This window comes from Micromonospora sp. NPDC049301, from assembly GCF_040678715.1.
Classification (GTDB): Bacteria; Actinomycetota; Actinomycetes; order Mycobacteriales; family Micromonosporaceae; genus Micromonospora.
Genome location: NZ_JBFAQO010000009.1, coordinates 180,726 through 199,913 on the forward strand (window position 1 = coordinate 180,726; position 19,188 = coordinate 199,913).

Here is a 19,188-nt window from a genome sequence, read left to right on the forward strand (position 1 = left end):
CCGTGCGATCCGCGGGGTGCCGTCGTGCCGGCCTACTGGTAGCTGATGTCGGACGGTGCGTAGAGGCAGCTGACGCCGTCGGCGCCCTCCCCGATCTCGACCGGCTCGCTGCCCTTCGGCACACCCTGGTACTTCACGCAGATCGAGGTCTCCCGGTCGGGATCGCCCAGGATGGTGATCCGGCTGAACCGGGCGGTGTCGCCCCAGTTGGTGTTGATGCCGGCGATCGCGTCGGTGTCCCGGACGACCACGTTGTCGATCACGACGTGCCGCTGGTACGAGGTGGAGCAGTTGCCGCAGGCCCGGTAAAGCTTGCCGGCGTTCTCCACCCGGAAGTTCTTGATGTGGACGGTGCCGGAGCCGTTGTGCTGGAAGACCTTGTCGCTGGCCGCCCGGGCGCCGCCACCGTCGACGGTGTACGTGGTGCCGCCGCGGAAGGTGGCGGCGTCCTCGCCCACGTCCTCCCACCAGACGTTGATCAGGGTGCAGTTGCCCTCGCAGTGCACGCCGTCGCCGGCCGGAGCACCGATGATCACATTGCGCAGGGTGGCCCCGGCGGCCAGCTCGAACATCGGGTCCTGGCTCTCGCTCTGCCCGCCGTCGCCGATGCCGTAGTAGCGCTTGAGCCCGCCGTCGAAGCTGCCCGACACCGGGATCGTCGCGTCCACCTTCTGGCTGCCGGTGGGCGTCGGCCAGCCCGCGGGCGGCGGATTGGTCGGGCCCGGCGTGGTGGGCGGCGGAGTCGTCGGGGGCGTGGTGCCGCCGGACGAGTCCACGATCACGTCGTCGAAGCCGCCGCTGGCGTACGCGGTGACCAGGCCGATCCGGCCGGCACCGACCAGGCTGTTGCTGCCGGAGGCGATCTGGGTGCCGTTGACGAAGCCACGGATGGTGCTGCCGCTGGCCTCGATGCGCACGGTGTACCAGCTGCCGGTGTCGATGCCGAGCGACGCGGAGCCGATCGCGGTGATGGCGCTGCCGTTGACGGCCTGAAGTTCGGCCCGGCCGTTGCCGAGCAGGGCCAGCCGGTACATCTTGGTGCTGCTGCTGGACCGGGCCGCCAACCCGACCAGGGCGCTGGACGAGCCGAAGCTGACCGGCCTGACCCGGGCCTGCACCGAGTAGTTGGTCCAGCTGGTCTGGCCGGCGAACTGCCGGGCCAGCTCGCTGCCGGCGTTGGACTGGTTGAGCACGCCCGAGCCGTCGACGGTCCAGGTGCCGCCGGACTTGGACCAGCCGGAGGTGTTGCCGTCGTTGAAGTCGTCGGTGAAAACGGTGGCCGCGAAGGCCGAGGTCATTCCGGCCGCGAGGGCCGCCACGGTCACGCTGGCGCCCACCGCCAGCAGCAGTGGTCGTCGGCCGGGGAGTCGTCTCTTCTGCACAGTTGTCCTCCTTGACGCGTGTGGTGGCGATCCCACGGCCGTCCGTACGGGGACGTGCGGGCACGGCGTGCTGCCCTGAGGTGGGATCGGTGCGCCCCGTCGGATGCCCGGTGTCCGGAGCGGGGTGAAGCGGGATCAAAGCCGTGGGAAAGGGCTTTCCCGCTCCTTCGAGGCTAGGACTGCGTACGCATCAGCGTCAATGCCTGGCGCTTGCAGGTCTGTTGCAGGATTTCCCGGCCGACGGTCAGAAGCTGTACGGCTGGGTCAGTCGCCAGGCCGCGTTGATCAGGCCGATGTGCGACAACGCCTGCGGAGTGTTGCCGAGCTGCGCCCCGGTGGTCAGGTCGATCTGCTCGCTGAACAGGCCCACGTCGTTGGCCTGCCCGACCACCCGCTCGAACAGCTCCTCGGCCCGGCGCTGCTCGCCCGCCATCGCCAGGCACTCCACCAGCCAGAACGAGCAGAGCACGAAACCGGCCGGGTCCGTCGACCAGCGACGGACCAGCCCCTCATCGGTGCCCAGCTCCCGCTCCACCACGTCGATGGTGGAGCGCATCCGCGGATCGGTGGCCGGCAGGAAGTGCACCACCGGCAGGAAGAGCGCCGACGCGTCCAGCTCGGCCGAGCCGAACGCGCCCGTGAACGCGCCCATCCGGTCGTTCCAACCCTGCCGGAGCACCTCGCCGCGGATCTCGTCGCGGATCCTGGCCCAGCGGTCCGGGGCGGCCCGCTCGCCGAGCCGGTCGGCGAGCCGCACCGCCCGGTCCATGGTCACCCAGCAGAGCACCTTGGAGGAGAGGTAGTGCCTGTCCCCGTCGCGGGCCTCCCACATGCCGCGGTCGGGCAGGTGCCAGGTGCTCGCCACCTGCTCGGTCAGCCCGAGCACCATGTCGCGCAGCTCCGCGTCGAACGTCACTCCCAGATAATCGCGAAGCCGCCAGACCGCCGACATCACCTCGCCCGGCACGTCGAGCTGCCGCTGCCGCCAGGCGTCGTTGCCGATCCGGACCGGCCCGCCGCCGGCGTAGCCGCTCAGCTGCCCGCAGTCGTGCTCGGTGAGGTCGCGCTCCCCCTCCAGCCCGAACAGCACCGGCACCGGCTCGTCGCCGATGCGGCCGATCGACCGGGACACCCAGGCGAACAGCTTGGACGCCTCGTGGGGGCAGGCCGCCACCCAGAGCGCGCGCACAGTCATCGAGAAGTCGCGCAGCCAGGCGTAGCGGTAGTCGTAGTTGCGGTCCCCGCCGATCTGCTCCGGCAGGGACGTGGTCAGCGCGGCGGTGATCGCGCCACTGCGGGCGTACGTGAGACCGGTCAGCACGGTGGCGCTGGGCCGGACAAGTTCGGGGTACCGGCCCGCGTACCGGTGCGGCGCCCGGTACGCCTCCCACGCCCGTACCGTCTCGGCGAGCGCGGCCACCGGGTCCAGCCGGACCGGCTGGTGACCGTACGTCTCGCCGTACGCGACGTCCATCCCGACCACCTGGCCGGCCGAGATTTCGAACTCGTGGGTCACCCGGTCCGGGCCGGCCCGCAGCGGAAGCTCCGCCGAGCGCAGCACCAGTGTCACCGGGCCCGCTCCGGCCAGGACGCCACCGTCCGGCTGTTCGTGCAGGTACGGGGTGAGCAGGCCGTACTCCGGCCGGGGTGCGAAGTCCAGCGCCATCCGGACCCGCCCGGACAGCCCCTCGACCACCCGCAGCAGCACGGCGGGCGAGTTCAGGCCGAGCTCGTGGGCGCGGGCGCCGCATTCGGCGGCGAGCGCGTCGGTGACCGCCACGCTGCCCTGCGGGGTGTGGTGCACCGTACGCAGCACCAGCGTGTCCGGCTGGTAGGAGCGCTCCACCCGGTACCCCTGCCCGCCCACGCCGACCGGCGCCAGCCGGAAGTGCCCGCCGCGCGGGTCGAGCAGCCGTCCGAACACGGCAGCGCCGTCGAACCGGTCCGGACACCACCAGTCAATCGACCCGTCCCTGCCGACCAGCGCACCGGAGTGGGAGTCGGACAGGAATCCGTAGTCGGAGATCGCCGGCTGCTGCTCCACCCGCCGCGGGTACCCCGATCGGGCCGGATCAGACCGCGGCCGGCCGCGTCAGGAGGTGGGCGGCTCGTCCTCGCCGGCCTCCTCGGCGGCGTCGGCCTCCTCCTTGGTCCGGTGTACGGCCTGGTCGGCGTGCTCCGGCGGACCGTAGACGGTGTAGAGCACCAACGGGTTGGGCCCGGTGTTGACGAAGTTGTGCCTGGTGCCGGACGGCACCACCACCAGGTCGCCCGAGACGACCTCCCGCTTCTCGCCCGCGACCCGGGCCTCGCCGGTGCCGCTGACGAAGGTCAGGATCTGGTCGATGCCCTCGTGCACCTCTTCGCCGATCTCCCCGCCCGGCGGGATGGTCATGATGACCAGTTGGGTGTGCTCACCCGTCCACAGCACCCGCCGGAAGTCCGGGCTCTTCTCTGCGACCGTCGCGATAGTGAAATGCTCCATGCCGGGCTCATACCCCGTTCGGCGGCGCGTCACGCCGGGACTCGCAGATGGTGGAATTCCCCACGGTCCGCGGGTTTGGATCCGCGCAGGCCGGGGATCGTCATGCCTGACCGGTGCCAACGGCCGGTCGAGCCAGGTCCCTGCCGGCGTACCGCCGAACGGCTGCGGTGGTGGGAGACGGCCAGAGCGCGGCGACGTTCCGACCACGGTCGAAGCGGCGCCGTGCGCTCGTCTGCGCACCCCGCTGCCGTCCCACGCCCGGGTCAGCCGTCGCGGTGCAGCCAGCCGAGCAGGTCGGGTGGCGCGAGTGCGGCCGTTCGCGCCCGGTAGCGGGCGAGCGCCGCCGCGTCCAACACGTCCCGTCCCTGCCCCGAGCCGCCCTGCCGGAAGAACGCCCGGCGGTCGCGCAGCACGCCGAGTGTGTCGGGTGCGAGCCGGTCGGCGCGCTCCCGCATCCGGTCGAAGGTCGCCGCCTCGACCAGGTCGGGCCAGCGTCCGGGAGGCACCGCGAGGCCAAACCGGTCGGCGAGCCGGCGCATCTGGCCGCCCAGGTCGGCCCGGAGGTCGTCGTAGTGCACCAGCTCGACGTTCGGCTCGTGCCGGCGGGCCCACGCGTCGTTCAGGTGCAGGAGCACCCCGGGCAGCGAGTCCAGTTCGGCCCGCGGGTCCACCTCCCGGTCGACCCAGCTCGCCAGCCACTGCCCCACCGGCGTGCGGGCCCGCGGCGGTCCCGCCGGGGCGGGCTGGCCGGTCAGCTCGCGGAGCCGCGCCCGGTCCAGGTTGCCGGCCTGGTGATACAGGGAGACCGCCATGTCCAACGGGTGCCGGGCCACCACCACGTAGTGCACCCGGGGGTCGAGCGGCACGCCGTCGAGCGGCGTGTGCGTCTTGATGAACCGCCGGTGCGGCTGGGCGGCCAGCCGGCGGAACACCGTGTCGCGCGGCTCGACCAGCCAGTCCAGCCACGGTGACAGCTCGGCCAGCGGCGCCGGCAGCTCCGGGGTGCCCAGCACCAGCACCGCACAGATCATCTGCATCCAGGTGGTGCCGCTCTTGGACCGGGTGCTGATCACGATGTCGCCGTCCCGGAACGGGAAACCGGCCCAGCGGCCGCTGTCCTCGTCGTCGGACCGGTAGCGGTGAGCTGGCGCGGGCATCGGGCGAGCGTAGTCGCCGAGCCGACAGCCGGGCAGCCGAATTCCGGCTCGACGGCCTGGGATAAGTGCGCATGCCTGACTAGATTGAAGTATGGTGCCCGCCCACGGAGGCCGGGCGGCGGAACCGGTCTACCGCCCCATCCTCGCCAGCCGCCGCGGTGAGCTGGAAGCCTTGAGCCACCTCGATCCCGCGGCCGCCGGCATGCTCGCGCCGGTCCTGGAGGTCGGCGTCGTCGATCGCGCCACAATGGACGTTCTGCGCCGACTGCCGTTCGAGCTGCTGCCGGCCGTCGACGTCACCGCCCTGCCCGATGCCCCCGACACGGACCTGGCCCGCTGGGGCGTACCGCTGATGCCGGTGATCGGGCTCGCGGAGAGCGACCGCCGGCTGGTCGCGCACGGCGCGGCGGCCCGGGCGTACGCCCGGCGGGCGCTGGTCCGGCTGCGGGCCGGTCAGGACCGGGCCGGACCGGACGCGAGCACCGCCGCCGTCGAGCGGATCTGGCGGTTCACCGGCCTCGCCCCCGAGGAGTGCGACCTGCTGGTCGACGCGGGGGACGTGTGCTGCCCGGCGGACGTGCGGCTCGCCGAGCCGCGGGTACGCCGGCTGCTGGACTGGGCCCGGCGACATGCCTGGCGCTCGGTGACGGTGGCGGCCGGCGGGATGCCACCGACGCTGTCCCGGCTGCCCACCGACGAGCCGGTCCGGCTGGACCGCTGGGACTGGCAGCTCTGGCAGCGGTTGGCCGACGCCGGGGTCGACTACGGCGACTACGGCGTCGGCCCGGCCGTACCCGGCACCGGTGACCCCGGTGACCGGTTGCCCACGGTGCGGTACACGGCCGACGGCGGTTGGTGGGTCTACCGCTGGTCGCGGCGGGGCGGGCGGGGCGACGACCGCTTCGCCGACCTGTGCCGCACCCTGGTCTCGGCACCGCACTGGCCCAGCACCGGCGCGGCCTTCTCCTGGGGCGACCACGAGCTGCTGCGCCGGGCCCGCAGGGGCGCCGGCGCGGGCTCGGCCGCCAACTGGGCGGCGTGGAGCACCTCGCACCACCTGGCGCACGTGCTCACCGCACTGCTGCATCCGGGCAGCGACGCCGCCACGGGGTGGCGTCCCCGGCCGGAGCCGCCGCAGCGGGGGCGGCCGGTACGACAGCCGCGCGCCGGCGAGACCCACCGGGCCGGCTGAGCCTGACTACGCCCTCTCGGTGAAGCCGAACTGGATGATGCCCTCGTCGTCGACGGTGGCGTCCACCGAGGCGTCGCCGAGCAGTTCGGCGGCGTCCTCGTCGAGGAAGATCCGGGCGCCCTGGTTGTCGACCACGTGGTCGCCCTGCGCCGGCTCGGGCACCAGTTCCACGGTGAGCGATCCGGCCTCGGCGTCGGCGGCGATACGCACCCCGCCGTCCTCGGCGACGTCCTGCTGATTGGCGAGGTCACGGATGACGAGCACGGCGTTGTCGGTCATGGTGAGCATTGGCGGAACTCCTCGTGGATTCTCGGCTCGCGGTCGGTTACCGCACAGACCGGACAGTCGGTCCGCGTACGAGCACACGTGGGAGGCGACAGGAGGGGCGAACGGTCGTCGCCGTCGCATCGCGTCGGGGCAGCTGACGGGCCCCGTCATCGCCTACGGTGCCCGCTGCCGGGCCATCCGTCAAATAGAGCCGGATCAGTCGAGAGCATGGGCCGGGGCGAGCAACGCACGGATCTCGTTGACCGCCGCCCGGCCCGCCCGGTTGGCTCCGATCGTGCTCGCCGACGGGCCGTACCCGATCAGGTGAATCCGCTCGTCGGCGACCACCCGGGTGCCGTCCATCGTGATACCGCCGCCCGGCCCGCGCAGCCCCAGCGGGGCGAGATGGTCGAGCGCGGCGCGGAAGCCGGTGCACCAGAGAATCACGTCGGCCGGGACGAACGGCCCATCCGTCCAGGCGACCCCGTCGGGCGTGATCCGGTCGAAGACGGGTAGCCGGTCGAGGACGCCACGCTCACGGAGCCGGCGTATCTCCGGGGTGACCGGCAGGCCGGTCACGCCCACCACGCTGCCCGGCGGGCGTCCGGCCCGTACCGCCTCGTCCACCCGGGCCACCGCGGCGCGGCCCAGCTCGGTGCCGAACTCTTCGTCGCGGAACTCCGGCGGCCGGCGGGTCACCCAGGTGGTGGAGACCGCGACGGTGGAGACCTCGGCGAGCAGTTGCACCGCGGAGGTGCCGCCGCCGACCACCACCACCCGGCGCCCGACGAACTCCTGCGGGCCCCGGTAGTCGGCGGTGTGCAGCTGCCGCCCGCGGAAGGAGGACCGGCCCGGGTAGTGCGGCCAGAACGGCCTGGTCCAGGTGCCGGTCGCGTTGATCAGGGCGCGCGCGGTCCACCGGTCGCCGTCGGTGAGCACGTCCAGCCGGCCGTCCGGGCGGGAGTGCACCGCGCGGACCCGCACCGGTCGGCGTACCGGCAGGTCGAAGGCCCGCTCGTACCCGGCGAAGTAGGCGCTGACCTGCTCGGCCGCGGGCCGCTGCGGGTCGCCGGGAGGGAAGGGTCGCCCGGGCAGGTCGTGGAAGCCGTGCACGCGCTCCAGCAGCAGCGTCGGCCAGCGGTGCTGCCAGGCTCCGCCCGGGCCGTCGTCGCCGTCGAGGATGACGAACCCGGTGCCCGGGGCGAAGCCGGTGCGCCGCAGGTGGTAGCCGGCGCTCAGGCCGGCCTGGCCGGCCCCGATCACCACGACGTCGGCGGAGTGGGTGTCCACGTGGGGTGCAACGCCGGACGTGCCGCCGCTCTGCCCGTCCCGGCCGTCGCGCCGATCACAGGCCGGAACGTTTCGGCAATAACTTTCGCCCGAGAGTCTTCTCCGGCGATTACCTTCGTGGCAGCATCAGCGCATGCATCGCCGTCTCTTTCCCCGGGTCCTCGCGTTGGTCGCGCTGGTCGCCACCGCGGCCGCCGCCGGCGCGCCCGGCGCCACCGCCGAGTCGCCCACCCCCGCGACGACCCGCCTGCGCGCCGCCATCGACACGATCCTCGCCGACCCACGGCTGAGCGGCGCGCAGGCGTCGGTCGTCGTGGTCGACACCGGCACGGGCCAGACGCTCTACGACCGCAACGGGGACCGGCGGCTCATCCCGGCCTCCAACACGAAGCTGCTGACCTCGACCGCCGCCCTGGAACTGCTCGGCGCGGGGCACCGCTTCGGCACCGACGTGCGCACCACCGGCAAGCGTCGGGCCGGGTTGCTCTCCGGCAATCTCTACCTGCGGGGCGGCGGCGACCCGACCATGCTCGCGGCCGACTACGACGCGCTCGCCGCGCAGGTCGCAGCCGGCGGCATCCGGGTGGTGACCGGCAACCTGATCGCCGACGACACCCGTTTCGACCGCACCCGGCTCGGCCCCGACTGGACCTGGGACGACGAGCCCTACTACTACGCCGCCCAGGTCTCCGCGCTGACCGTCGCGCCGGACACCGACTACGACGCCGGCACCGTGATCGTGCACGCCGCTCCGGGCAACCGGGCCGGCGCCCCGCCGGTGGTCACCACCACCCCACCCACCGGGTACGTGCGGATCGACAACCGCGCCGAGACGGTCACCGAGGGCGAGACCTCGATCTCGATCGAACGCGAGCACGGCGGCAACACCATCGTGGTGAGCGGGCAGATCGCGCTCGGCGACGAGCCGGCCAGCGACTGGGTGACCGTCTGGGAGCCCACCGGCTACGCGGCCGACGTGTTCCGGGCGGCGTTGCACCGGCACGGCGTGCGGGTGCTGGGTCGGACCGTGCTCGGCCAGCCCACCCCGGAGGCCGCCCACCCGGTGGCCCGGCACGACTCGATGAGCCTGGGTGAGCTGATGACGCCGTTCCTCAAGCTCTCCAACAACGGGCACGCCGAGGTGTTGACCAAGGAGATCGGCCGCGTGCTCTCGGGTTCGGGCACCTGGTCGGCAGGGCTGACCGCGATCAGCGAGTACGTGGCCGACACCGGGATGGACACCGGCACGCTGCGGCAGCGCGACGGCTCCGGGCTGTCCCGGCGCAACCTGGTCCCGGCCACGGAGTTCGTCGACCTGCTGTCCACCGTCCGGGGCGAACCGTGGTTCGCCACCTGGTACGCGGCGCTGCCGATCGCCGGGCAACCCGAGCGGTTCGTCGGCGGCACCCTGCGCAGCCGGATGGCCGGCACCCCGGCCGCGGGCAACGTGCACGCCAAGACCGGCAGCCTGACCGGAGTCTCCGGCCTGTCCGGCTACGTCACCAGCGCCGACGGCCACCTGCTGGCGTTCTCCATCCTGCTGAACAACTACCTGACCGCGTCGGTCAAGTCGCTGGAGGACCAGATCGCCGTGGCGCTGGCCGGTTACCGCGAGGGCGACGCGGCCACGGCGCGAATGGCACCGCCGGCGGTGCCGGACATGCCGCGCACGCCGGAGGGCGTGGAGTGCTCCTGGGTCAAGCCGATTACCTGCTGACACGACGGCCGGGGGTGCGGCGCGCCCCCGGCCGGATCAGGCCGGGCGGTCCGGTGTGGGCACCACCGCGGTCGGGTCACCGCGCTCGATGAGCGCGGCGATCTCGGCGGCCCGCAACCCGCGCAGCGCCAGCACCCGCGTGCCCCAACGATGCAGCCGGCACGGGTGCGGGCTGGCGTCGTTGCGGCAGACCACGCCACCGGACCACCGGCGGGGCGCGTGCACCACCACCGCCCGCACCGCGAACTGGGCGTCCTCCCCCGTCACGTACGGCGGCAGGGGGATGTCGCGGAGCACCTCCCCCGAGGCTTCACCGGCACCGGACGAGACGGCCGGACGGACGCGGTGGGCGGTACTGCTGCTCATCTGCGCTGCCTCCACACTGGACGGTCAGACGGGGACAGCAGAAAGTTACGTCGCCGTCGACGACGTGCGACGGACAAACTGTCCCGCGGCCCGACGGCAGCCGCCGGGTCAGATCCGCTCCAGCACCACCACCGGGATCTCCCGGCCGGTCCTGGCCTGGTAGTCGTCGTACGCCGGCCAGATGGCGGTCATCGTGGCCCACATCCGCGGCTTCTCCTCGGGCGTCGCCATGCGCGCCCGCGCGGTGAACGTCTCCGGCCCGACCTGCACCTCGACCTCCGGCTCGGCCAGCACGTTGAGGACCCAGGCCGGGTGCTTCGGGGCGCCACCCTCCGAGCCGACCACCAGGTGGTCGTCGCCGTCCCGGCCGTAGATCAGCGCGGTGCGCCGCCGCTTGCCGCTGCGTCGCCCCCGCGTGGTCAGCAGGAGCGTGTAGACCCCGGGCCGCCACTCGTGCCCGTCGGCGCCGCCGGTCTCGACGTACCGCTGGATGTGCTCGGCGACCCAGCCCGTGGGGCTGTCCACCACCTGGTCGCTGGACGTCATCGGCACCCCTCACAGATCGGCGGCCCTCGCGCCCAGGCTACTGCCACCACCCGTCGCGGGCAGACCGAACACCGTTGGCGGCGCGGCCGGTCAGCGCACGGCCACGGCCTGGAGGCCGACGTTGCCGCAGTGCTCGGTGAAGACCTTCTCGACGGTCCAGCCCAGCACCAGCCGGGCACCCTTCGGCAGCCGGAACCGGATGGTGAACTGCGCACTCTGGCTGGTGTACGGGTCTTCCAACCGCATGGTGCTCACCGGCCCACCGGTGGAGAGCCGCGCGTCCAGCCGGCCGCGGGCCATCCACGTCCCGACGTAGAGGTGGACGGTGCGCGACTCGCCGCTGCCGGCGACGGAGAGGCGGAACCCGTTGCCGGCGCCGCAGGTGTAGACGCCGTTCGGGCTGCCGCTCACCGAACGCTCCGACGTGCCGTCCCGCCAGCTGACGACCTCCTGGTTGCCGTCCCAACCGACCCGTTTCCCGGCGCCTCCCCCGTCGATGATCTCCCCGGAGCCGGCGCGCTTACGGACCGTCGACGTGCCGCCGTGCAGCCCCCAGTGCATCCAGTCCCGGGTGCCCACCGCGGTGAGGTCGACCTCGGCGGGCACCTCCGCCCGGCTGACCGACAGCACCGGCGGCGCCGGGGACGCCGGCGGCGGGGCGGGCGCACTGACCGACGGCGTCGGATCGGGCGAGGGCGGACGTTGCCGGGGACGCAGATTGGGCGTCGCCGGCCCGGCCTCGCCGGTGCGCCCCTCCGCGCCCGGTAAGCCGGTGGGACGGGTGGCTCCGGCGGGCGCGCCTCCCGGCCGGCCCGCCTGGCCGTCGCCGGGCTCCGGGTCGGACCGCGTGCCCAGGTACGAGACCAGCGCCGCCAGGCAGACGAGTACGGCGAGCCCCTGCACCGCCCGGCGGCGCCGCTTCCGGGTGCTGGTGAGCAGGCGAAGTGTGCTGCGGGTGTGCCCGGTGATGCCGGCGCGCGAGCGGTGCCGCGCCGGCCCGTCGGGCGGCTCGTCCCCGGCCAGCGAATCCGCCCGCGTGCGGTCCTCGTCCGCCACCGACCCCTCCAACTCCACCGCCCGGTCGCCATCGAGCGTCGCGGATCGCACCGTCCACTGTGGGCCGTTTCACGCCAGCACGGGCGTGGACGACACGCTAGATCCGGACGGGCGCGCGTGTCCAGTCCGGAACCGGACGGTATCGGACAGGCACGTCGCCTCGGACGGAGACTCCGGTCAATCGCCGCCGCTCCTCGCGTCAGCCGATCTGGAAGCCGAGCGCCTGCGCGATGACCACGGCCTGCTCGGCGTCGACGATGGCACCGGCCCGCTCGACGGTCGTCGGGTCGAGCGCGGTCAGGTCGCTGCCGCGCAGGTCGGCGCCGCCGAGCCGGGAGCTGTGCAGTTGCGCGCCGGAGAGGTCGACCCCGGTCACCGTGGCGCCGGTGAGGTTGGCTCCGGTCAGGTCGACCTCGCGCATCCGCACGTCGGTCAGCCGGACGCCGCGCAGGTCCGCGCCGGGCAGCGCGGCGAAGGACCAGTCGCCGCCGGCCACCGTCAACGGGCGCAGGTCGCACTGGGCGAACGTGCTGCCGACCAGCTTGCAGCCGGCGAACTCGGCCTCGAAGAAGTTGCACCGCTTGAAGACGCAGCGGGTGAAGGCGGAGTCGACGTGCCGGGAGGCGTTGAACAGCACGTTGCCGAACGTGCAGCCGGTGAAGACCGCGCCACGGCTCACCGCCTCGGTCAGGTCCACGTGGAAGAACTCGCAGCCCACGAAATGCCGGTCGGTCAGCTCCTCGGCGTACCAGTCCTCGTGGCGGAAGGTCACGTCCTCGGTCAACTCCGGCATCCGGCCAGGCTAGTGCCGGCCACCGACAAGGGGCCGACCGGCCGGTGGCGACCCCTTCCGGTAGTGGCGTACCGGCTAGTAGGTTCGGCGGCGTGAGTGTGGCGCGGAGCAAGGACCCGGATCAGATCGGCTTCGACCCGGCGCGGCTGGCCCGGATCGACGAGCACTTCGGCCGGTACGTCGACGACGGCCGGCTGGCCGGCTGGCAGGTGGTGGTCACCCGCCGCGGCGAGGTGGCGCACTCCTCGACGTACGGCCTGCGGGACCGGGAGTCGGGTGCCCCGGTCGAGGCGGACACGCTCTGGCGGATCTACTCGATGACCAAGCCGGTCACCTCGGTCGCGGCGATGATGCTGTGGGAGGAGGGCCGCTTCGAGCTGACCGACGAGATCAGCCGCTGGCTGCCCGAGTTCGCCGACCTGCGGGTCTACTCGAAGGGATCGACGCTCAAGCCGTACACGGTGCCGGCGATCGAACCGATCCGCGTCTGGCACCTGCTCACCCACACCGCCGGCCTGACGTACGGCTTCATGCAGACCTCGGTGGTCGACGGGCTCTACCGGGCGGCCGGCTACGACCTGTACCCGCCGGCGGACGTCGACCTGGCCGGCGCCTGCGCGGCCTTCGGCGAGCTGCCGCTGCTGTTCCAGCCCGGCTCCGCCTGGGGCTACTCGGTCGCCACCGACGTGCTCGGCCGGCTGGTCGAGGTGGTCGCCGGGCAGAGCCTCGACGCGTTCTTCGCCGACCGGATCTTCGACCCGTTGGGCATGACCGACACCCGGTGGTGGGTCGAGGGCGACGAGGCCGAGCGGCTGGCCGCGCTCTACGTCCCCGAGCCGCGCAGCGGCCGGGCGGTCCGCTACGACAGCCTCGGCTCGCTCGCGTACCGCAAGCCCGCCCTGCTCTCCGGCGGCGGCGGCCTGATCTCCAGCGCCGCCGACTACCACCGCTTCACCCAGCTGCTGCTGCGCGGTGGCGAGCTGGACGGGGTACGCCTGCTCGGGCCGCGCACGGTGCGTTTCATGACCCGCAACCACCTGCCCGAGGGTCAGGACCTGGGCACCCTGTCCACCGGCGGCTTCGCCGAGACCACCCTGGACGGGATCGGCTTCGGCCTCGGCTTCGCGGTCGTCGACGACCCGATCCCCAGCCGGGTGCCGAGCAGCGTCGGCGAGTACTACTGGGGCGGGGTGGCCAGCACCGCCTTCTGGGTGGACCCGGCCGAGGAGATCACCGCACTGCTCTTCACCCAGCTGATGCCGTCGAGCACGTACCCGCTGCGCTCCCAGCTGCGCCAGCTCGTCTACGCCGCCCTGGTCGACTGACGGGATCGCCGTTCCACCGACGGGCGGCTGGCCCAGTCCCTAGCCTGGGCTGGTGAGCACCATCGTCGTGTTTGGCGCGGGCGGCACCGCCGGTTCGCGGGTCACCGCCGAGGCGGTCGACCGGGGGCACCGGGTGATCGCCGCGGTCCGCCGCCCGGAGGCCACCTCGTACCTGCCGGCCGGGGTGCGGACGGTCACCGGCGACGCGACCAGCGAACGGAGCGTCCGGGAGCTGGCGCCGGACGCGGACGCGCTGGTCGTCGCGATCGGCGGCGACGGGCGCGAACTGTGGCGCAACGCGGCGGAGAACCTGGTGACCACGCTGCGTCAGATGCCGGCCGCACCGCGGATCATCCACCTGGGCGGCGGGTCGACCCTGCTCACCCCGCGCGGCACCCGCATCCTCGACGAGCCGGACTTCCCGGCGGAGTACCGGGAGTCGGCGCTGGGCCAGGCGGACGCCCTGGACTACTACCGCACCGCCGCCGACGGGGTGAGCTGGACGTACGTCTCGCCGCCCCCGCTGGAGTTCCACCCCGGCGAGCGCACCGGGCACTACCGCACCGGCACCGACCAGCCAGTCACCGACGACCAGGGACGCTCCGTGCTCACCTACGAGGACCTGGCGGTGGCGATCGTCGACGAGATCGAGCAGCCGCGGCACCAGAACACCCGCTTCACCGCCGCGTACTGACCCGGGAGCGGGCCGGCCGCGTCAGTCGGCGAGCCGGGCCGGGAAGCCGCCGGTGGCGATCGGGCCCCAGGCGTCGATGGTGACCCGGATCAGCGACTTGCCCTGGCTCACCATCGCCGCCCGGTAGTCGTCCCAGTCCGGGTGCTCGCCGGAGATGCTGCGGAAGTACTCGACCAGCGGCTCCAGCGCCTCGGGCAGGTCCAGCACCTCGGCGGTGCCGTCGAGCTGCACCCAGGGCCCGTCCCAGTCCTCGGAGAGCACGCAGGCCGAGACCCGGGGGTCGCGGCGGATGTTGGTCACCTTGGCCCGCTCGGGGTAGGTGGAGACGACCAGCCGGCCCTGGCCGTCGACGCCGGCGGAGACCGGCGAGGACTGCGGGCGACCGTCCGCACGGGTGGTCATCAGCACGACGCGGTGTCGCGGCCGGAGAAAGTCGAGCAGGGTGTCCCGGTCGACCCGGGTGTTCTTCGCGATGCTGCGCGCCATCATCCGTTCCTACCAGGGCGACGGCGACGCGGCGACGGCGGGTCAGCCCGGCCGGGCCGCGCGGTGCACGGCCTGGGCCGGCACCCGGGGCCGCCCGGCGGGGCGCCAGGCCCGGCCGTTGGCGTAGATCACCCGGAAGCCGAGGTACGAGGCGAGCGGCGCCCAGTGCGCCGAGCCCATCCGCAGCTCGGCGGCATTGTGCCGCTGGCCGTTGGCCAGCACGTCGAGCAGGACGGTTTCGAAGGCGGCCGATTCCACCCAGTCGACTTCCCGGGTGAAACCGCAGATCAGCGCGGCTCCGGTGACCTCCAGGAATTCGCGCAGCACCGCGTCCGAGGCGCGCAGCACCGAGCAGCTGCCGAAATAGAGCCGCCGCCCCTCGCAGCGGCCGGCCATCAGGTCGGCCACCTCGTTCAACTCCACCGACTGCCAGTCGGTGAGGCAGAGTCGGCTCGGCTCGCCGTGCATGGCGAAAAAGCCGACCCGGTGGTCGGCGTACTGCTTGAGCAGCCAGCGGTCCAGGAAGTAGAAGAGTTCGTCGCGGGTGGCGGCGTCCTTGTGGATGAACCGGATCTTGCCGAGCCGTTCCAGCAACTCGAGGGTGGGCAGCACGGAGCCCCGCTCGTTGAGGTCTCGGTGCCACTGGCCCTCGACACAGAAGACGCCACCGCGTGCCACGTGCACCTCCGCCAGTCCGCCGCCCGAGGCTGACGTTACCGGCCGCCAATGGTCGAGGAACATCACCCTCGGTGTGGTCGATTGCGACGTTCGGTGTGGATTGCCGTCAACGGGGCGATCGACGGTCAATGGTCTTTTCGTGAATCAGCCGAATTCACAGCCAAGACCCAGGGACGGCCAATCGTGAGGACAATTCTCGTTAATTGCCTCCAACCGCACTGATCAGTGCGAGGGTGGAAATCACGGGACGTCTCGGTCGATGTCCTGAAGCCACCCCATTCGCTCTCCTATCGGGAGGACTTCTGTGCGCGTAAACACGTTGAAGCGAGCTGCTGTCGCATTCGCCCTGGCGCTGCCCGGGGCTGCGATCGCCGCGGTGGTCGCCGCGCCCGCGGCGCACGCGGACGCCTGCTACACCTGGAACCGCACGCTGTCGCAGGGACGCTCCGGCGACGACGTCCGCCAGTTGCAGATCCGGGTCGCCGGCTGGGCCGGGAACCGGGACGTCGTGGAGACCGACGGCCGCTACGGACCGAAGACCGCCGCCGCGGTCAAGCGGTTCCAGCAGGCGTACGGGCTGCACGCCGACGGAATAGCCGGCCCGCAGACCTACGCCAAGCTGTACGCACTCCAGGACAACGACTGCACACCCGCGCACTTCAGCTACAGCGAGCTGGACAACGGGTGCGGCGGAAGCGGATGGAGCGGCGGCCCGCTGTCGGCGGCCCAGACCAAGCAGAACGCGCTGCGCACCATGTGGAAGCTGGAGGCGCTGCGCCGCAGCCTCGGCGACAAGCCGCTCTACGTGTCCAGCGGATTCCGCAGTCGCGCCTGCAACGACCAGGTCGGCGGCGCCTCGGACAGCCAGCACCTGTACGGCAACGCCGCCGACGTCACCTCGCGGACATCGTCGCTGTGCCAGGTCGCCCGCAACGCCCGCAACAACGGCTTCAGCGGCCTCTACGGGCCGGGCTACCCCGACCACGACGACCACGTGCACGTCGACTCGCGGCGGGAGAACAACAGCGACAACAGCTCGAACACGACGAGCTGGTCCGCGCCGGACTGCGGAATCGGGGCCGGCAACGACTGAGTCCGGGCAGCACGACGCCGGCCCGGCGCGGATGGGGAATCTCCGCGTCGGGCCGGCATCGTGTCGCCCCGGGACGGGCGGGCGGGGGTAGCGCCGCTCAGCTCGCCCGGGGCCAGCGCGGCGCGGTGACGGGGGGAGTCACCGGCCGGCCGGGAGCGGTGGGCCGTACGGGCTGCGCGACCCGCGCGGCCTGGTGTCGCGCCGACAGCCCGTTGGTACGCGCGACCTGGGCCGAATAGCCGGCGGGACGCGCGGAGGACGGCCCGGTCGCGGTGAACGGGAAGGGCACGTGCACGAACGGGTTGCCGTGCCGGATCAACGCCTCGATCTGCCGCTCGTTGAGCCCGTGCGTCTCAAGCACCCGCCGGCCCCAGCGGTGCAACCGGCACGGGTACGAGGCGCCGTCGTTGCGGCACAGCGGTCCGGTGGGCCACTCCTCGGCGGTGTGCACGACCACCGCCCGGACCGCGAGCCGGACATCCTCGGGGGTCAGCGGTGCCGGCATTGGCACCTCACCCAGTACCTGATCGATGGGATCCGTCGACTGCTCACCAACTCGCACGGCAGGCCTCCCGCAGCTCGGCAGTGGTACGGCGGACTCACCGCACCGACATCCTCGGCCAGTGGTACGGCCGGCACCGGACGAAGGTTCAATCCCTTTGCCCCTAATCGGTGCCCCTAACGGGGTGCGCTCACACCAGGCCGGCGTCGTGCACCAGCAGGGCCACCTGGACCCGGTTGTTGAGGTCGAGCCGGGTCAGCAGTCGGGACACGTACGCCTTCACCGTCGCCACGCTCATGAACAACTCCCCCGCGATCTCCGCGTTGGTGCAGCCCCGACCCAGGGCGACCGCCACCTGCCGCTCCCGCTCGCTGAGCCCGGAGAGCAGCCGCAGCGCCCGCTCCCGGCGCGGGTCGGGGCCGGCCGGGCCCGGGGCGGCGGCGGTCACGTGGGCGATCAGCGTCCGGGTCACCGTCGGGGAGAGCGTTGCCTCGCCGGCCGCGACCCGGCGCACCGCGTGCACGATGTCCGCCGGCGGGGTGTCCTTGAGCAGGAAACCGGCCGCCCCGGCGCGCAGTGCCCGCAGCACCTGTTCATCGGCGTCGAAGGTGGTCAGCACCAGCACCTCCGGCGGGTGCGGCTGGGCGCGCAGCGTCTCGGTGGCGGTCAGCCCGTCCACCCGTGGCATCCGGATGTCCATCAGCACCACGTCCGGGGCGTGCGCGGCGACCGCGGCCGGCACCTCACCGCCGTCGGCCGCCTCACCGACCACGATGAGGTCCGGCAGGCCGCCGAGGATCATCGAGAGCCCGGCCCGGACCAGGGCGTCGTCGTCCACGATCAGCACCCGCACCGGGGAGATCGCCCCGGTCTCGCCGGACGGCCCGGTCACGCCGGCCACGGCAGCCAGGCGGCCAACCGGAAGTCGCCCGCGTCGTCGCGGCCGTACGCCAACCGGCCGCCGGCCAGGGTGACCCGCTCGGTGATGCCGACCAGGCCGGTGCCGGCGCCCGGTAGCTCACCTCCGGTCGCTGTGCCCACCGGCCACCGGTTGCTGATCGCCACGCTCAGCCCGGTGCCCGGTCCGCCGGCGAGATCCACGGTGACCGCCGCGCCGGCCGCGTGCTTGCGGGCGTTGGTCAGCCCCTCCTGCACGATCCGGTACGCGGCCCGTCCCAGCGCCGCCGGCACCTCCCCCGCCGCGACGACGCTGTCGCTCACGTTCACCCGCACCCCGGCCGAGCGCGACTCGGCGATCAGGGCGGGCAGGTCGGCGAGGGTGGGCTGCGGGGGTTCCGGTGCGTCGCCGTCGCCCTCCGCCCGCAGCACCCCGATCACCTCGCGCAGGTCCTGCAGGGCGGCGTGCGCGCTGCCCCGGATCACCCCGGCCGCCCGGGCCACCTCGTCCGCCGGCGCATCCGGGCGGAACTCCAGCGCGCCCGCGTGCAGGCTGAGCAGCGAGATCCGGTGGGCCAGCACGTCGTGCATCTCCCGAGCGATCCGGGTGCGTTCCAGGTGACGTGCCTGGGCGACCCGCAGCTGCTGCTCCGCCTCGGCCCGCTCGGCCCGGTCCCGCAGCGACACGATCAACTGCCGGCGGGCCCGCACGAACATGCCCCAGGCCAGCACGGCGAAGCTGATCACCACGCCCCAGGACGCGGTGACCCAGTACGACATGTTCGGGTCCGGACGCAGCCAACTGAAGACCATGTTGGTGACCAGACCCGCGCCGGTCAGGGCCAGCGCGACGGCGGTCCGCCGGTGCACCACCACGGTGAAATAGAGGATCACCAGCGGGATGGCCGAGGCCATCGAGAACAGCGTCAGCGGCACGGTCGCCACCGCCAGCCCCAGCGGCCACCGCCGGCGCAGCCAGAGCAGCCCGCAGCAGGCCAGCCCGAGCAGCGCGTCCACGCCGATCATCCAGTCGTGCGGCAGCCGGGTCGAGATCGCCGGGTCGGGCGAGAGGGCGTCCGCGGTGACGAACAGCACCCACAGCAGGGAGAGCAGGAAGGCCAGCGTGTCGACCGCCCAGTCCCGGGTGGTGCGGCGCGGCCGTCGGGTCCCCGCGCCCGGGTCGGCCGCGCCGGCCAGCGCCCCGGGCAGCAGCCAGGGGTGTTCCGGCACGGCAAGGCTGGTCACGACGCCATGCTAGGCAG

20 protein-coding genes are annotated in these 19,188 nt (G+C 73.1%); 5 read left to right on the forward strand and 15 right to left on the reverse strand.

Annotated features, from left to right (window positions below; translation table 11 throughout):
* Positions 1 to 32: 32 nt before the first annotated feature.
* The 4 genes from AB0K07_RS25510 to AB0K07_RS25525 form a co-directional block, all read right to left on the reverse strand.
* Positions 33 to 1,382: a pectate lyase gene (locus tag AB0K07_RS25510; protein ID WP_363758312.1), complete on the reverse strand. Its 1,350-nt coding sequence runs from the start codon at positions 1,380 to 1,382 to the stop codon at positions 33 to 35.
* 244 nt (positions 1,383 to 1,626) lie between these two features.
* On the reverse strand, positions 1,627 to 3,426 hold the full coding sequence (locus AB0K07_RS25515) for a glycoside hydrolase family 15 protein (RefSeq protein ID WP_363758314.1): 1,800 nt from the start codon (positions 3,424 to 3,426) through the stop codon (positions 1,627 to 1,629).
* Positions 3,427 to 3,474: 48 nt separating this feature from the next.
* Positions 3,475 to 3,867 (reverse strand): cupin domain-containing protein, encoded by a 393-nt coding sequence (locus tag AB0K07_RS25520; protein WP_363758316.1) that lies wholly within the window; start codon positions 3,865 to 3,867, stop codon positions 3,475 to 3,477.
* Between the two features lie 263 nt (positions 3,868 to 4,130).
* Positions 4,131 to 5,024 (reverse strand): sulfotransferase domain-containing protein, encoded by an 894-nt coding sequence (locus tag AB0K07_RS25525; protein ID WP_363758318.1) that lies wholly within the window; start codon positions 5,022 to 5,024, stop codon positions 4,131 to 4,133.
* 91 nt (positions 5,025 to 5,115) lie between these two features.
* Between AB0K07_RS25525 and AB0K07_RS25530 the strand changes: the two genes are divergently transcribed.
* On the forward strand, positions 5,116 to 6,216 hold the full coding sequence (locus AB0K07_RS25530; RefSeq protein ID WP_363758320.1) for a hypothetical protein: 1,101 nt from the start codon (positions 5,116 to 5,118) through the stop codon (positions 6,214 to 6,216).
* 6 nt (positions 6,217 to 6,222) lie between these two features.
* Here AB0K07_RS25530 and AB0K07_RS25535 read toward each other — a convergent pair whose 3' ends face one another.
* On the reverse strand, positions 6,223 to 6,504 hold the full coding sequence (locus tag AB0K07_RS25535; RefSeq protein ID WP_363758322.1) for an adhesin: 282 nt from the start codon (positions 6,502 to 6,504) through the stop codon (positions 6,223 to 6,225).
* Between the two features lie 195 nt (positions 6,505 to 6,699).
* On the reverse strand, positions 6,700 to 7,773 hold the full coding sequence (locus tag AB0K07_RS25540) for an NAD(P)-binding domain-containing protein (protein WP_363758324.1): 1,074 nt from the start codon (positions 7,771 to 7,773) through the stop codon (positions 6,700 to 6,702).
* A 133-nt stretch (positions 7,774 to 7,906) separates the two neighbouring features.
* Here AB0K07_RS25540 and dacB point away from each other — a divergent pair, with 133 nt between their 5' ends.
* Complete coding sequence (dacB, locus tag AB0K07_RS25545) at positions 7,907 to 9,490, forward strand: D-alanyl-D-alanine carboxypeptidase/D-alanyl-D-alanine-endopeptidase (protein ID WP_363758326.1); 1,584 nt, start codon at positions 7,907 to 7,909, stop codon at positions 9,488 to 9,490.
* 36 nt (positions 9,491 to 9,526) lie between these two features.
* Here dacB and AB0K07_RS25550 read toward each other — a convergent pair whose 3' ends face one another.
* The 4 genes from AB0K07_RS25550 to AB0K07_RS25565 all read right to left on the reverse strand — a co-directional run bounded on the left by AB0K07_RS25550 (position 9,527) and on the right by AB0K07_RS25565 (position 12,251).
* Positions 9,527 to 9,856, reverse strand: a complete 330-nt coding sequence (locus AB0K07_RS25550; protein WP_363758328.1) for a hypothetical protein — start codon at positions 9,854 to 9,856, stop codon at positions 9,527 to 9,529.
* 108 nt (positions 9,857 to 9,964) lie between these two features.
* Entirely contained in the window at positions 9,965 to 10,402 is a 438-nt protein-coding gene (locus tag AB0K07_RS25555) for a nitroreductase family deazaflavin-dependent oxidoreductase (RefSeq protein WP_363758330.1), read from the reverse strand.
* Positions 10,403 to 10,492: 90 nt separating this feature from the next.
* A complete protein-coding gene (locus AB0K07_RS25560; protein WP_363758331.1) occupies positions 10,493 to 11,509 on the reverse strand; it encodes a hypothetical protein in 1,017 nt (338 codons plus the stop codon).
* Between the two features lie 148 nt (positions 11,510 to 11,657).
* Positions 11,658 to 12,251 (reverse strand): pentapeptide repeat-containing protein, encoded by a 594-nt coding sequence (locus AB0K07_RS25565; protein WP_363758333.1) that lies wholly within the window; start codon positions 12,249 to 12,251, stop codon positions 11,658 to 11,660.
* Between the two features lie 92 nt (positions 12,252 to 12,343).
* Between AB0K07_RS25565 and AB0K07_RS25570 the strand changes: the two genes are divergently transcribed.
* Complete coding sequence (locus AB0K07_RS25570; protein WP_363758335.1) at positions 12,344 to 13,576, forward strand: serine hydrolase domain-containing protein; 1,233 nt, start codon at positions 12,344 to 12,346, stop codon at positions 13,574 to 13,576.
* Positions 13,577 to 13,628: 52 nt separating this feature from the next.
* Positions 13,629 to 14,270: an NAD(P)H-binding protein gene (locus tag AB0K07_RS25575; protein ID WP_363758337.1), complete on the forward strand. Its 642-nt coding sequence runs from the start codon at positions 13,629 to 13,631 to the stop codon at positions 14,268 to 14,270.
* A gap of 21 nt (positions 14,271 to 14,291) precedes the next feature.
* Here the strand turns inward: AB0K07_RS25575 and AB0K07_RS25580 are convergent, their stop codons facing one another.
* Positions 14,292 to 14,756 carry a PPOX class F420-dependent oxidoreductase gene (locus AB0K07_RS25580; RefSeq protein ID WP_363758339.1) on the reverse strand — a complete coding sequence of 155 codons (465 nt, stop codon included), beginning with the start codon at positions 14,754 to 14,756 and terminating at the stop codon, positions 14,292 to 14,294.
* A 42-nt stretch (positions 14,757 to 14,798) separates the two neighbouring features.
* A complete protein-coding gene (locus AB0K07_RS25585) occupies positions 14,799 to 15,434 on the reverse strand; it encodes a hypothetical protein (protein WP_363758340.1) in 636 nt (211 codons plus the stop codon).
* Between the two features lie 304 nt (positions 15,435 to 15,738).
* On the opposite strand from AB0K07_RS25585, the gene AB0K07_RS25590 reads away from it, so the two are divergent.
* Positions 15,739 to 16,527 (forward strand): D-Ala-D-Ala carboxypeptidase family metallohydrolase, encoded by a 789-nt coding sequence (locus AB0K07_RS25590; protein ID WP_363758342.1) that lies wholly within the window; start codon positions 15,739 to 15,741, stop codon positions 16,525 to 16,527.
* Positions 16,528 to 16,624: 97 nt separating this feature from the next.
* On the opposite strand, the gene AB0K07_RS25595 is transcribed toward AB0K07_RS25590, so the two are convergent.
* The 3 genes from AB0K07_RS25595 to AB0K07_RS25605 form a co-directional block, all read right to left on the reverse strand.
* The gene (locus tag AB0K07_RS25595) at positions 16,625 to 17,032 is read right to left on the reverse strand and encodes a hypothetical protein (protein ID WP_363758344.1); all 408 of its coding nucleotides are present in this window, start codon (positions 17,030 to 17,032) and stop codon (positions 16,625 to 16,627) included.
* A gap of 187 nt (positions 17,033 to 17,219) precedes the next feature.
* Positions 17,220 to 17,939 (reverse strand): response regulator transcription factor, encoded by a 720-nt coding sequence (locus AB0K07_RS25600; protein WP_363758427.1) that lies wholly within the window; start codon positions 17,937 to 17,939, stop codon positions 17,220 to 17,222.
* The gene (locus AB0K07_RS25605) at positions 17,918 to 19,171 is read right to left on the reverse strand and encodes a histidine kinase (protein WP_363758346.1); all 1,254 of its coding nucleotides are present in this window, start codon (positions 19,169 to 19,171) and stop codon (positions 17,918 to 17,920) included. Before AB0K07_RS25605 ends, AB0K07_RS25600 begins: the two co-directional genes overlap by 22 nt.
* Between the last annotated feature and the right edge of the window lie 17 nt (positions 19,172 to 19,188).